The organism is Leptotrichia trevisanii DSM 22070 (assembly GCF_000482505.1).
In the GTDB taxonomy this organism is placed as follows: Bacteria; Fusobacteriota; Fusobacteriia; order Fusobacteriales; family Leptotrichiaceae; genus Leptotrichia; species Leptotrichia trevisanii.
The window spans coordinates 105302-118504 of the sequence record NZ_AXVL01000005.1; the positions used below are offsets into that span (position 1 = coordinate 105302).

Below are 13203 nucleotides of genomic sequence, written 5' to 3' on the forward strand. Positions count from 1 at the left end.
TGAAAGGGAAGAAATAGCGATGTATTTGGATCAGATTAGTTTTAATAACTTTCGGTGCCTTGTGGATGGGAAGTTGAAGTTTGATAGGTATTTTAATTTAATATACGGAAAGAATGGACAGGGGAAGACATCGCTTATTGAGGCTGTCCATTTTTTGGCTACGGGGAAAAGTTTTAGGACTAAGAAAGTGAAGGAGATACGCAAGTATAACTTGAACAGGCTGATTGTGTTTGGGAAGTACAGACATAAGGATTTGTCGGAAAATACTATTGCTATTGATGTGAATGAGGATAAGAAGGATTTTTATATTAACAGGGAAAAAAATAAATATATAAATTATGTGGGGCTACTTAACATTATTTCGTTTATTCCTGAGGATATTGAGCTGATTATTGGAAATCCTGGCATTAGAAGGAATTTTTTTAATTATGAGATTTCACAGGCGAAAAAGGAGTATTTACAGGCGATTGTGAATTTTGAGAAAATATTGAAGGTGCGAAATAAACTTATAAAGGAAAAAAAGACTGGAGAGGAAATTTATAAGATTTATAATGAAAAATTTATTGAGGAGGGGCTGAATATTGTTTTAAACCGGCGAGAATTTATAAAAAAAATATCAATTTTATTAAACTTGAATTATCGTAAATTATTTGATGAAAATTCAGAATTAAAATTGAAATATGACTGTTTTCTTGGGGATGTGGAAAAGAAGACTAGGGAGGAACTGAAGGAAAAATTTGAGATTTTGTGCAAAAGGAAAAGTGAGAGGGAAAAGTTTCTTGGATACAGCCTGCTTGGCCCTCAAAAAGATGACTTTGTCTTTGAGTTGAATGGAAAAAATGCAAAGGCGTATTCTTCACAAGGGGAGAAAAAATCTATAATATTCTCGCTAAAAATTTCAGAAATTGATATTTTAATAAAGGAAAAAAACGAGTATCCGATATTTATAATGGACGACATCGCCTCGTATTTTGATGAAGCGAGAAAAAAAAGTATTTTAAGTTATTTTGTAAATAAAAAAATCCAATGTTTTATAACTTCGACAGAGGATTTGGGAATAGAGGGGAAAAAATTTATTGTGGAAAAGGGGGAGATTATTAATGAGTAAAAAGGGGTTGAAAAATGGAAGGAATTAAGGATTTAAAGAATTTGGCACTGGAAGCGGTTGAGAAAAGAAGTTCGCTTTTGAAAAACGAAAAGTATATTTTGTGGAAAATCAAGAAAAATTGGAAGCAGATTGTGAGTGGGCCAATTGGTGAGAAAACTTATCCAAAAAGTCTATTTAATGGAAATCTTGTTGTGGTTATCAATGATGGCGTTATTTACCATACGACGATAATGTATGCGGAAAATATAAAGGAAAAAGTAAACACATTTTTGAATGGGAAATTTTTGGAAAGTATTGAATTTGCGAAGGTAAATTACAAAATAAAGCGTGATTTGCTGGACGAACTTATTGAAAATGAGGAAAATAGAGGGACAATTCGGGCTGGGGAAATTCCAAGAGGAAATGTTAGGGAAAAAAATAGAAATATTGATTCTGAAAGTAAAATTACGGAAAAAGTAAGGGATATTGTGCTTTTGCCTGAAGAAGTTGAGGAAATTCACGAGAATATTGATAAAATTGATAAAAAGTATGAAGATATTGCCAAAAAGCTGGAAAAAATTGCAATAAAACTGAAAAAGAGGGAAAAATATCTGAAAAATAATGGATATATTCAATGTGAAAACTGTAAAATTTTATTTTTGCAGGAAAACAAGGAGAAAATGTGTTTTGAGTGCAGAATGAATGAAAAAAATAGAAAATTTCAGAAAATGGCAGATTTAATAAGAAATAAACCGTATATTTCAGAAAAACAGGCAGTCCGAATGACAAATACCGACAAATCCACATATTATAAGGCAAGAGACATCTTGGCACAGCAGACTTACAACGATATGCTTTATTACTGCCTTGAAAAAAACAGGGAAATTTCTTTAAATGAAGATTATGAATTTGAAATTCGGAGTGAGTCAAGGGAAGATGTGGAAAGATTTATAAAAAATTATGTAGACTATAAGATTGGGAGCGACAATGAGGAGGTTTTTAAGATTGAGAGAAAGTGGGCTTTGAGAAGATTAAGAAAGGATATGAAATTTAGGCTTGAGAATAACAGGAGATATTGATTTTATACTATTTTTTATTTTGTTAAAAAATTACAATTATTTATCAAAATATGTTAAAATAATATAACTCGGATAAAAATAGTATTATTTAAAAAAACGGAACTTTAAAATTTTAATTTTGAAAGAAGGTAAAAAGGATATGAAGAAAATATTTTTAATGATTGGAATGTTATTGGGAATTAATGGGTTTGCAGAAAAAAATATTAATAAAAATAATGTGAAAATAAAGCAGTCTGTGATAGCTACGACGTATACTTATCCAGATGGGAAAAATCCATTTTGGAGCGATGTTTTGACGCTCGGGAAAGCTAAGGTTCCTTATGTGCTGATAAATCCAAATAATGGAGCAGGGAAAAAGGTGGAAGTGAATTATGCGGCTCAGATTAAGAAAAATAAGGAGGCTGGAATTAAGAATATTGCTTATATTCCGACAAATTATCAGAAGAGAAATATTAAGGAAGTAAAGGCTGAAGTTGACAAATATTTTGAATTTTATGGGGTGGATAGCATAAATGGGTTCTTTTTTGATGAAATTGCTACTGGTACTCCTCAGCAGGTAAGCTACATGAAGGAAGTTTTTGAATATGTAAAAAGCAAGTCAAAAAATAATCTTGTAATTGCCAATCCTGGAGCACCGATTACAGATGCAATTTCGCCGTATGCGGATATTTTTGTGACAAGTGAGGTAAGTGCAAATACATATATTAACAAATTTGAAAAGCCAAAATCCAATTTTGAAAATAATCAGTCAAATGCAAAACATATTTGGCATATTGTGCATAGTGCGACTCCTAAGGAATATGCTGAGATTGTAAGACTTTCTCGACAAAGAAATGCAGGATGGTTGATGATAACGGATGATATTATGCCAAATCCGTATGATAAGAAGCCGTCTAAATTTATAGAAATGGTAAATATGATTAATAATTAGTTTTGATATTATTTGATTTTACGATTGTTTAGTTTTTATCGGTTGATTTAAAAAAGTTAAAATATAGATGGAGAAAAGATGTATATAGAAGAATTATTGAAGGAAGCGGATAAATCAATGGAAAATTACAAGTACGATGATGCACTTGTATATTTAAAGTCAGTGCTTGAAATTGATGAGAATAATTATTCGGCACTGATGACACTTTCCAAACTTTATTCAGACTTTGGAATGTTTGAACAGGCGAAGGAATATGCGGAAAAATTGCAGAAAAAGTATCCTGATAGCAGGGATACGCTTTTTACGTTGGGATTTGTCTACCAGTCGCTTGGGAGATTGAAAAAGGCGATTTCGCTTTATAAAAAATTTCTGGAAATAGAAAAAAATTATTTTGTGTATCTTAATATGGGAATGTCCTATGCTTTGCTAAAGTATTATAGAAAGGCGATTGAAAACATTGACAAGGCGATTGAAATGGAGCCTGAAAGCTCAGAAGCATATGTGGAAAAAGGTGATTGCCTTACAATGATGGGCAAATATGATGAGGCAATTTGTGAATATACAAGACTTTTAAATGCAAAATTTAACGAGGTGGAGGAATTTTCACTTTATGCACGGATGGGCGACACAATGGCTTATTCAAACAATATAAAGGGAGTTGTGAAATATTATAATATCGCCATAAATTGTGATAATGTGGAAGATTATATATTTGAGGATTATTTTGAAATATTGTTCAGGGCAGAGGAGTTTGAGGAAATAAAACTTCTACTTTTAAATTATGAGAATGCGACGAACGAAAATAAAGGGCTTTCTAGAATAAAAATGCTGAATTTGCAGGGAAGGTTTTTTGTGAAAACGGAAGATTATGAAAATGCACAGAAGGTTTGTAATAAGATGATTATTTTAGAACCTGAAAATTCTCGTCATTACGTAAATTTGGCATACGTACTGGAATTGCAGAATAAATATGATGAAGCACTTGAATATGTTGACAAGATGGATAAATTTGTGGAAGACAAGGCATTTTTGAAGGAACTGAAAAAGAGATTGAGAAAAAATAAGAGAAAATTTGAAAAGGAAAATGAAAAAAGTTTAGAAAATAAAGAAAAGTAAAAAAATTAGAAATTATGAGGATTTTAAATGGAAGAAAAAAATTATGAAGTTAATAAGAAATATGATGAAAAAATATTGATAAATGTACTGAAAAATTTTGATAAAACTGGGGAATATGTTGTAGAGCCAGGAAGAAATGAAATAAAAAAGTTTGAGATAGATATAGAAAATAATTTGAAAAAAGGGAATGAAAAAGAGAAAAAAAATAATAACATTGAAAATACTGAAACAAAAAAAATGGTAAATGTAAAAAAATTTAAACAAAAAGATTTCATTACAAACTTTTTCTACAAGTTTAAAGGCTCAAAAGCAAAACGTTCTTATGAATATGCAAAAAAATTATTGGAATATAAAATAAAGACGCCAGAGCCAATCGCATATTTTGATGACTTTGTAAATGAAAATAATAAAAAAAACAGTTATTATATAAGCGAGGAATTAAAATATGATTTTACCTGCCGGGAAGTTTTCTGGCCTGAGGATATTGAGCGGGACAAGGCTGAGCAGGGAGAAAACTACAAGATAAGCGAAGAAACCGAAAGAATGCTTGCAAAAGTAGAAAAAAATCGTGAAAAAATCATAAGACAGTTTGCAAAATTTTCGTTTTACTTGCATGAAAGCGGTGTGGAATTTGAAGATTACTCACCAGGAAATGTACTGATTAAGGACAAAAGTGGGAATTATGAATTTTATCTGGTTGACTTAAATAGAATGAAATTCGGAGTGAAACTGAATTTGGATAAAAGGATGAAAAATGTTTCACGGATGATGGAAGATGAAAAAATAGCCAGAATTTTTGCAAACGAATATGCGAAGTACTGCAAACAGAGGGAAGATTTAGTTTTTAGATATTTGAGATATTATATTAGAAAGCATAAGAGATATGTGTATTTTAAGGATATTACTCGTCCAGTAAGGAATATTTTTAAAGAGAAAAAGTAAATTTGTTTAATAATTTTAAAATTTATTTAATACTAAACCCCGTTTGAAAATAAGAAGAAATTTTTATAATAGGGTTGTTCGATAGTTAATAATCATTCAGTTTATTTTCGTAGGATTGCTCATTGCCGCAAATCCTACAACCTATGGCTAGTCTACGACATTTTTCTGCACTGACAAAAAACTCGCTATGCTCAGACAGTTTTGCCAGCACAGAAAAATGCTCCGACGGATTAGTTTATACTAGGCTTTGTTTAAAAAATGAAAATTATATCTTAAAATTACTCGAAAACATTAGGTTTATAATCCTTTATTAGAAAAGTTTGTAATAAATTCGTTATTTAAATGGGGTTTATTATTAGTCAAACAATCTATTATAATTAAACTAAAATTGTCGTGATTTTTTTGGAATGAAATTGATTGTTTGAGCTTTTTCAGACTTTTTAAATTTTGATTAGTTTAAAGAGTTGACAATAACTTTTGTTAAAAAGCGAGTTTCAATTTTATTTCAAAAAAATGCTTAGACGAGCCGGGATTGTAAAGGGGATGGCGACTGATCCCCTTTACGTTTAAAAAAATAAAAGTATTGAGATAAACAAAAAAATAAATATTAATAAAAATAATCTTTGTCAATTTTAAATACAATTATTAAGATAAATATTTAGAGTTTAAATTAAATTTTTTGATAAGGTTATTAAATAAGAATATAAAAAAATAGATTAAATTGAAAGGGAAAATTTAAAAAATGAAAAATTATGACATAATTGTTGTTGGAGCGGGACATGCTGGGGTGGAAGCTGCACTTGCTGCAGCGAGACATGGACTGAAAACAGCATTGTTTATGATATATCTTGACAATATTGCGATGATGTCGTGCAATCCGTCGGTTGGAGGTCCGGGAAAAAGCCATCTGGTGTCAGAACTTGGAATGCTTGGCGGAGAAATGGCAAGACACATTGACAAATACAACTTGCAGTTAAAGAACTTGAATCATACAAAGGGGCTGGCTTCCCGAATTACAAGGGCTCAAGCCGATAAATACTGGTACAGGGTTAAAATGAGGGAAATTATTGAAAAGCAGGAAAATCTGGATTTGGTGCAGGGAATTGTTGTAGATTTGATTGTAGAAAATAAGAAAGTTATGGGAGTTGAAGACAATCTTGGGATAAAATATGGGGCAAAGGCTGTTGTTTTATGTACTGGAACTTTCTTAGGCGGAGAATATGTTATGGGGGATGTAAAATATTCGGCAGGACGGCAAGGAGAGCCTGCGAGCGTTGATTTACCTGATAGGCTTGTGGAATATGGCTTTGAGCTGGATAGATACCAGACAGCCACTCCTCCGAGAATTGCCAAATCTTCAATTGATTTTTCAAAAACAGAGGAATTAAAGGGAGAAGATAAGCCACGATATTTTTCTTACGAAACAAAAAAAGAATATAATTCGACTTTACCAACTTGGCTTACATTCACAACACCTGAAACAATAAAAGTGGGACAGGAAATGTTAAAATATTCGCCAATTGTTACAGGAATTGTAAGTACAAAGGGGCCACGACATTGTCCTTCACTTGATAGAAAGATTATGAACTTTCCAGAAAAAACAAATCATCAGATATTTCTGGAGCAGGAATCTGTGGAATCGGACGAAATCTATATAAATGGATTTACAACAGCAATGCCACCATTTGCACAGGAAGCGATGTTAAAAACAATCAGCGGGCTTGAAAATGCCAAAATTGTACGTTACGGGTATGCGGTGGAATATAACTTTGTACCTGCGTATCAGTTAAAATTAACTCTTGAAACAAAAGTTCTGGATGGACTTTATACAGCGGGGACGATTAATGGAACGAGTGGATATGAAGAGGCTGCCTGTCAAGGATTTATGGCTGGAGTGAATGCTGCGAGAAAAATTTTAGGAAAAAAGGAAATTGTGATTGACAGAAGTGAGGGATATATCGGTGTTTTGATAGACGATATAATAAACAAAAAAACGCCAGAGCCTTATCGTGTATTGCCTTCAAGAGCTGAATACAGACTGACTTTGCGTCAAGACAACATTTTTATAAGACTTTTGGAAAAAGCGAAGGAAATTGGGTTATTAGATGCTGAAAAATTGACAGAACTTGAAGATACGTGTCAGGAAATTGAAAATGAAATCGAAAGACTAAAGAGCATTACAGTTTATCCAACTAAGGAAAATAATGAAAAATTACTTGAAATTGTAGAAAAACAAAATCAATCTGAAAGTGAGGAAATTGAAAAAAATAGTAAAAATAGTATGAACAGCCCTGTTTCAGCCTTTGAATTTCTTGCGAGAAAAGAAATTAATTATGATAATTTAAGTGAATTTGTGGAAACTGTGGAATTATCGGATTTAGCGAAGGAACAAGTAGAAATAAATGCGAAATATAACGTATTTATTGAAAGGGAAAAGGCACAGATTGAGAAATTTAAAAAACTGGAAAAAATGATAATTCCAAAGGACTTTGACTATGAAAGTGTAAAAGGGCTTAGTAATATTGCCATTTCGGGGCTTATATGTGGACAGCCTGAAACAATTGGGCAGGCTAGCAGAATTAGTGGAGTTACTTATAATGATATTTCACTTTTAATTGCGATTTTGAAGAATTGATGTATAAAGTTAAATAATACTGGAGTTTGAATAGCATAGTTATGGTTTTCAAGTTCAGTTTTAATTAATTTTATTATGATATTTGAAAATTTAGGAAGGAAAAGAATGGAAGAAAGTATAAAAGAAAAAAACAGTTTAGCAGATAACAAAAAAACAAGGTTTGGAACGGAATCAATCCCAAAACTTCTGATTTCACTTGCAATACCGGCAATTATTGCCAATCTTGTGAATGCGCTTTATAATATTGTGGATCAAGTTTTTATCGGGCAGAAAATCGGATTTTTGGGAAATGCGGCTACGAATGTGGCTTTTCCACTTACGACAATTTGTCTTGCGATTGGACTTATGACGGGAGTGGGGGCTGCGACGAACTTTAATCTGGAATTAGGTAGAAAGCGTCCAAAAAGAGCAAAAAGTGTGGCTGGAACGGCAGTAACGATGCTTCTTTTAGGTGGAATTATATTATGCATATTGATTAATATATTTTTAAAGCCTATGTTAACAGCATTCGGTGCGACAAATCAGATTTTTGACTATGCTATTGAATATACTCGGATTACATCTTTAGGGATACCATTTTTATTATTTTCAATAGGGGCAAACCCTTTGGTAAGAGCTGATGGAAATGCCTTTTATTCGATGCTTGCGATAGTTGTTGGATCGCTTGTAAATACTATATTAGATCCGTTATTTATGTTTGGATTTGATATGGGGATGGATGGTGCGGCTTGGGCAACTGTAATTGGGCAGTTTGTATCAGCAGTTATGCTAGCTTTGTATTTTTTCAGATTTAAAAGCGTGAAATTTGAGTTAAGGGATTTTAAGATAAGAATACGAGAAATAGGGATTTTATTTGCATTAGGGACATCGCCTTTTATTTTTCAATGTTCTGCTTTAGTTATTCAAATTGTAACAAATAATCTGCTAAAGATATACGGGGCAAAATCCATTTATGGAAGTGAAATTCCAATTGCTGTTGCTGGAATTGTTATGAAAATAAATGTTATATTTATAGCGATTGTATTGGGACTGACACAGGGAGCACAGCCTATTGCAGGATACAACTATGGAGCAAGGAAATATACGAGAGTCCGTGAAATATTAAATTTGACATTAAAAGCCGCTTTTGTTATTTCAATAGTAGCATTTGCGATATTCCAAATTTTCCCTGTACAGATAATTTCTGTATTTGGAAGTGGAAGCGAACTTTACTTTAAATACGGAACAAAATATATGAGAATATTTTTATTTTTCATATTTTTAAATGGTATTCAAGGTGCGATTACAATGTTTTTAACATCAATTGGAAGGGCATTTCAAGGGGCTTTTTTGTCACTTGTAAGACAAATTATATCACTTTTGCCGCTACTTATAATTTTACCGTATTTTATGGGAGTTGATGGAATTATGTTCGCTTTTCCAATAGCGGATCTGGTAGCATTTATTGTATCGGTAATCATTTTGAAAAAGGAAATGAAAAGAATTCCTAAATTGGATGAAGACAATTAAAAAGATTGAAAAAGGAGAAAAATTTAATGAAATTAATAGTGGGACTGGGAAATCCTGGAGAACAGTATAAATTGACAAGGCATAATATCGGTTTTATATTTATTGACGAATATTTGAAGGAAAATAATATAAATGATGTAAGGGAAAAGTTTAAGTCGCTGTTTGTACAGACTAATTATAAAGGGGATAAAGTTTTTTACCAAAAGCCAACTACATTTATGAATTTGAGTGGAGAAGCAGTTGGAGAAGCTGTCAGATTTTTTAAAATTGATCCGAAAACGGAACTTTTTGTAATTTATGACGATATGGATATGCAGTTTGGAAAACTGAAAATTAAGCAAAATGGAAGTGCAGGGGGACACAATGGCATAAAATCCATTATTTCCCATGTTGGAAATGAATTTGTGCGAATAAAATTTGGAATTGGAAAACCAAAGACGAAGGAAGAAACACTGGGATTTGTACTAGGAAAATTTTCGCCTGAGGAAAAGGAAGTTGTGAAAGATTCAAGAGAGAAAATATTTAATTTGATTGACGATATAAAAGATGATATGATAATTTCAAAGTTAATGAATAAATATAACACTAAATAAAAAAGAAAGGAATGGTTTAATGGGTAACGTTATTTTAAAATGCACTAATTTATCCAAAACTTATGATTTTGATAATGCATTAAATAATGTAAATTTATCAATAGAAACTGGTAAAATTATTGGATTATTAGGACCAAATGGAAGTGGAAAAACAACTTTTATAAAGCTGTTAAATGGACTTCTGAAACCTACTGAAGGAGAAATTTTTATAGACGGAAAAAATCCAGGAGTAGAAACTAAAAAGATTGTTGCATATTTGCCTGATAAAAATTATTTGGATAATTCTAAGACAGTAAAGGCGATTTTACAGCTATTTGCAGACTTTTATGATGATTTTGACTTGGAAAAGGCACAAAATATGTTAAAGGATCTAGGAATTGACATTACAAGAAGGTTTAAGCTGCTTTCAAAAGGGATGAAGGAAAAGGTTCAGTTAATACTGGTTATGTGCAGACGTGCCAAGTTGTATCTATTGGATGAACCAATAGCGGGAGTCGATCCTGCGGCAAGGGATTATATTTTAAATACTGTTATAAAAAATTATAACAGGGAAGCAGCAGTTATTATTTCCACACATTTAATAGCGGATGTGGAAAAGGTGCTGGATGAAGCAATTTTCATAAGTAAAGGTGAAATTTTGCTTTATCAGGATGTAAAAAGTATAATAAGTGAGCATAATAAAACAGTTGACGAATACTTTAGGGAGGTGTTTAAATATTGAAGAATCTAGGCAAATTAATCAAATATGATTTTATGGATGTGAGCAAACTGATAATACCGTTTTATATCGGAATGGGAGTAATGGGAATTGTTATAAGAGTATTTTGGTTCATTTTATTAAATGAGAAAATTGATGACAGGGTAAGAATTTCTACAGGTGTTTTTCAGTTTATGTCGTATTTTGGCTATGTAATTGCAATTATTGGGATAATCTTGATGACTTATTATGCGGTAATAATCCGTTATTACCGTTCTATTTATGGAAATGAGGGATATTTGACAAATACTCTTCCAATTGAAACATACGAAATAATTTTGGCAAAATTATTAACATTTTTTAGCTGGTTTGTTGTAAATGGGATTATAATATTTTTTACTTTCTGGTTTATTATTCCCGTGGAGGGAATATTTAAGGCAAATATATTCAGGCCTGAAGTTTTGCGTGAAATAGAAATGTTTTTACGTCATTCTGTAGGGACAGCTCTGATTATCGGTATTATTTCAATGCTAGTTATGACAATTGAAAAAATATTATTTTTATTTCTTTGTGTAAGTATTGCAAATATGGTAAAGTCTTACAGAATTTTGACTGGAATTGGAGCATATATAATTCTTGGAGGGATTATAGGTTTAATAAAACAAGTTATATTAACTTTTACATATATTTTTGATAAAAATTATGGTAATTATGATAATTCAGAATGGGAAGTTTTAAGAACATTTGAAAATGTATTTAATACTAATCTGGGAATGCTTTTCACAAGTATAGTATTTTCAGTTATCTTATTTTTTGTGGTAAATTATTTGTTAAAAAATAAGCTAAATTTGGAATAAATTTAAATAAATAAAAAACTCTAAAGAAAACTGGTGTATAGTTAGTTCAATTTAGAGTTTTTTTGTTTATTAAATGGACTTAAAATTTATCTGTTCAAAATTTTTTCAGTCTGCTTCAAATCTTTTTCTCTCGAAGCAACACCATATTTTTTCTTAATTTCCTCCAGCTTATCAATAATCTTCTGATTCTCTTCTCTTGAAAAGTTTTTTACCGATAAAAAAAATTTCATTGAACCTTCAAAACTTCTGATAGACTTTGTTAAAAAAAGACGTTTTCTAAAAAAAGGCGGCTTTCTCACAATATCGTCAAAATCAATAAAGGCAATTTTACCGCTATTCCTATCTATAAAAAAATTACCTAAACTAAAGTCCATATGATAATATCCCTTTTCAAAAAACTTTGTTTCAAAATCTAACCACAAATCAACTGTTTTATATGCAAGCTCAAAATCATCCTTTTCAACTAAATAATTATAATAAGATATAAAATCCCCTTTAAACGTTTTATTTATATTTTCCGAAACAGTTTCTATCTTTATATGTAAAGGTGTATATTTTATAACCTTATATTCTGTAATTTTCATAAAATTCAATTCTGGAAAATCCTTTTCCAGATACTTTGCAATCTCAAAGGAATTTTTTCCCTTTTCCCGTGTAAATCCAAAAAAAATCTTCAAAGCCTTCTTGCTTTTATATTCATAAGTTTTGTAAAAAAATTTTTTTTCATTATCTATATTTAAATTTTTATTTTCCTGCATTTTTATCATTTTTCCTTTATTTTTTATTCTTTTCATAGTAAAATTATTTAAAGCGAAGTTCATAGTTTATAGCTATGTTACACAAACTTTAAATTATCAATCTGATTTTTATTCTAACATATTCTATTTTTTATTTCAATAATTAAAAATTAAATGGACAGAGTAAAAAACTTTTATCCAAAATATATTGATTTTTATAATTAACTGACGTAAAATAAGATAATAATAATGAAAGGAAGGCAAAATGAAAAAAAATATAAGACTGTATAAGTTTAACGAAATTGATTCAACAAATGAATATTTACGAAAAAATCATAAAAGTTATGAGGAATTTGATGTTATTTCTGCCAGAACACAGACACATGGGAAGGCACGTAGACAGAACGACTGGGTTTCTATGGATGGAATGGCTATTTTCAGCTTTTTTTTGAAGGAAAGAGACAACTGGGAAATTGAGGATTATTTGAAATTGCCGTTGATTGCTGGACTTGCAACAGTAAACGGTTTGAAGGAAATTGAAAATTTGGAATATAAATTCAAATGGACTAATGATGTTTATGTGGAAAATATGAAATTATGTGGTATTCTAATAGAAAAAACTGAAGATGTTTATATTACGGGAATTGGGATAAATGTAAATAATATGTTGCCAGAAAACTTAAAAAGTAAAGCCATTTCATTGACTCAAATAAGAAATAAAAAATATGAAATTGATGAAGTTATAAAAAATATTGTTTTAGAATTTCAAACATTGTGTGAAAATTTAGAAAATGGATTCTGGAAGGATATTTTAAAGGAAATTAATCAGATAAATTATTTGAAAGGTAAAAAAATTGAATTAAAATTTGGCAATGAAGTTATTTCAGGAGTTGCTCAGAATATTGATGAAAATGGGGAGCTTCAGATTTTGATGGAAAAAACAGATAATCGAAAGCCTGAAGTTAGGAGTTTTTCAGTTGGGGAAGTTTTTGAAAAGATAGTTTATTCTTCATAATTTTT

12 protein-coding genes are annotated in these 13203 nt (G+C 30.7%); 11 read left to right on the forward strand and 1 reads right to left on the reverse strand.

Annotation, left to right across the window (positions count from 1 at the left end; translation table 11 throughout):
• The first annotated feature begins 19 nt into the window (after positions 1–19).
• From recF to K324_RS0101435, 10 genes are all read left to right on the forward strand, one after another.
• Entirely contained in the window at positions 20–1108 is a 1089-nt protein-coding gene (gene recF / locus K324_RS0101390; protein ID WP_026747562.1) for a DNA replication/repair protein RecF, read from the forward strand.
• Between the two features lie 14 nt (positions 1109–1122).
• Complete coding sequence (locus K324_RS0101395; protein WP_026747563.1) at positions 1123–2166, forward strand: DciA family protein; 1044 nt, start codon at positions 1123–1125, stop codon at positions 2164–2166.
• Positions 2167–2305: 139 nt separating this feature from the next.
• Positions 2306–3097 (forward strand): spherulation-specific family 4 protein, encoded by a 792-nt coding sequence (locus K324_RS0101400; RefSeq protein ID WP_026747564.1) that lies wholly within the window; start codon positions 2306–2308, stop codon positions 3095–3097.
• 78 nt (positions 3098–3175) lie between these two features.
• Entirely contained in the window at positions 3176–4213 is a 1038-nt protein-coding gene (locus K324_RS0101405) for a tetratricopeptide repeat protein (protein ID WP_026747565.1), read from the forward strand.
• A 27-nt stretch (positions 4214–4240) separates the two neighbouring features.
• Positions 4241–5155: a hypothetical protein gene (locus K324_RS0101410; RefSeq protein WP_026747566.1), complete on the forward strand. Its 915-nt coding sequence runs from the start codon at positions 4241–4243 to the stop codon at positions 5153–5155.
• A 742-nt stretch (positions 5156–5897) separates the two neighbouring features.
• Positions 5898–7790, forward strand: coding sequence for a tRNA uridine-5-carboxymethylaminomethyl(34) synthesis enzyme MnmG (gene mnmG / locus K324_RS0101415; RefSeq protein ID WP_026747567.1), 1893 nt, complete (start codon positions 5898–5900; stop codon positions 7788–7790).
• Positions 7791–7895: 105 nt separating this feature from the next.
• Positions 7896–9299: an MATE family efflux transporter gene (locus tag K324_RS0101420; RefSeq protein ID WP_026747568.1), complete on the forward strand. Its 1404-nt coding sequence runs from the start codon at positions 7896–7898 to the stop codon at positions 9297–9299.
• Between the two features lie 26 nt (positions 9300–9325).
• A complete protein-coding gene (gene pth / locus K324_RS0101425; RefSeq protein ID WP_026747569.1) occupies positions 9326–9892 on the forward strand; it encodes an aminoacyl-tRNA hydrolase in 567 nt (188 codons plus the stop codon).
• A gap of 19 nt (positions 9893–9911) precedes the next feature.
• Positions 9912–10613: an ABC transporter ATP-binding protein gene (locus K324_RS0101430; protein ID WP_026747570.1), complete on the forward strand. Its 702-nt coding sequence runs from the start codon at positions 9912–9914 to the stop codon at positions 10611–10613.
• Positions 10610–11446, forward strand: coding sequence for a hypothetical protein (locus K324_RS0101435; protein WP_026747571.1), 837 nt, complete (start codon positions 10610–10612; stop codon positions 11444–11446). Before K324_RS0101430 ends, K324_RS0101435 begins: the two co-directional genes overlap by 4 nt.
• An 86-nt stretch (positions 11447–11532) precedes the next feature.
• Here the strand turns inward: K324_RS0101435 and K324_RS0101440 are convergent, their stop codons facing one another.
• Complete coding sequence (locus K324_RS0101440) at positions 11533–12204, reverse strand: hypothetical protein (protein WP_026747572.1); 672 nt, start codon at positions 12202–12204, stop codon at positions 11533–11535.
• Positions 12205–12448: 244 nt separating this feature from the next.
• Here K324_RS0101440 and K324_RS0101445 point away from each other — a divergent pair, with 244 nt between their 5' ends.
• On the forward strand, positions 12449–13198 hold the full coding sequence (locus K324_RS0101445) for a biotin--[acetyl-CoA-carboxylase] ligase (protein WP_051354363.1): 750 nt from the start codon (positions 12449–12451) through the stop codon (positions 13196–13198).
• Positions 13199–13203 lie beyond the last annotated feature (5 nt).

Excerpts from the sequence above, each read along its gene's own strand:
- pth (WP_026747569.1), top strand. The coding sequence starts at position 9,326 with ATGAAATTAATAGTGGGACTGGGAAATCCTGGAGAACAGTATAAATTG.
- K324_RS0101445 (WP_051354363.1), top strand. The coding sequence starts at position 12,449 with ATGAAAAAAAATATAAGACTGTATAAGTTTAACGAAATTGATTCAACA.
- K324_RS0101395 (WP_026747563.1), top strand. The coding sequence starts at position 1,123 with ATGGAAGGAATTAAGGATTTAAAGAATTTGGCACTGGAAGCGGTTGAG.
- K324_RS0101400 (WP_026747564.1), top strand. The coding sequence starts at position 2,306 with ATGAAGAAAATATTTTTAATGATTGGAATGTTATTGGGAATTAATGGG.
- K324_RS0101430 (WP_026747570.1), top strand. The coding sequence starts at position 9,912 with ATGGGTAACGTTATTTTAAAATGCACTAATTTATCCAAAACTTATGAT.
- K324_RS0101440 (WP_026747572.1), bottom strand. The coding sequence starts at position 12,204 with ATGCAGGAAAATAAAAATTTAAATATAGATAATGAAAAAAAATTTTTT.
- recF (WP_026747562.1), top strand. The coding sequence starts at position 20 with ATGTATTTGGATCAGATTAGTTTTAATAACTTTCGGTGCCTTGTGGAT.
- K324_RS0101405 (WP_026747565.1), top strand. The coding sequence starts at position 3,176 with ATGTATATAGAAGAATTATTGAAGGAAGCGGATAAATCAATGGAAAAT.
- K324_RS0101420 (WP_026747568.1), top strand. The coding sequence starts at position 7,896 with ATGGAAGAAAGTATAAAAGAAAAAAACAGTTTAGCAGATAACAAAAAA.
- mnmG (WP_026747567.1), top strand. The coding sequence starts at position 5,898 with ATGAAAAATTATGACATAATTGTTGTTGGAGCGGGACATGCTGGGGTG.
- K324_RS0101410 (WP_026747566.1), top strand. The coding sequence starts at position 4,241 with ATGGAAGAAAAAAATTATGAAGTTAATAAGAAATATGATGAAAAAATA.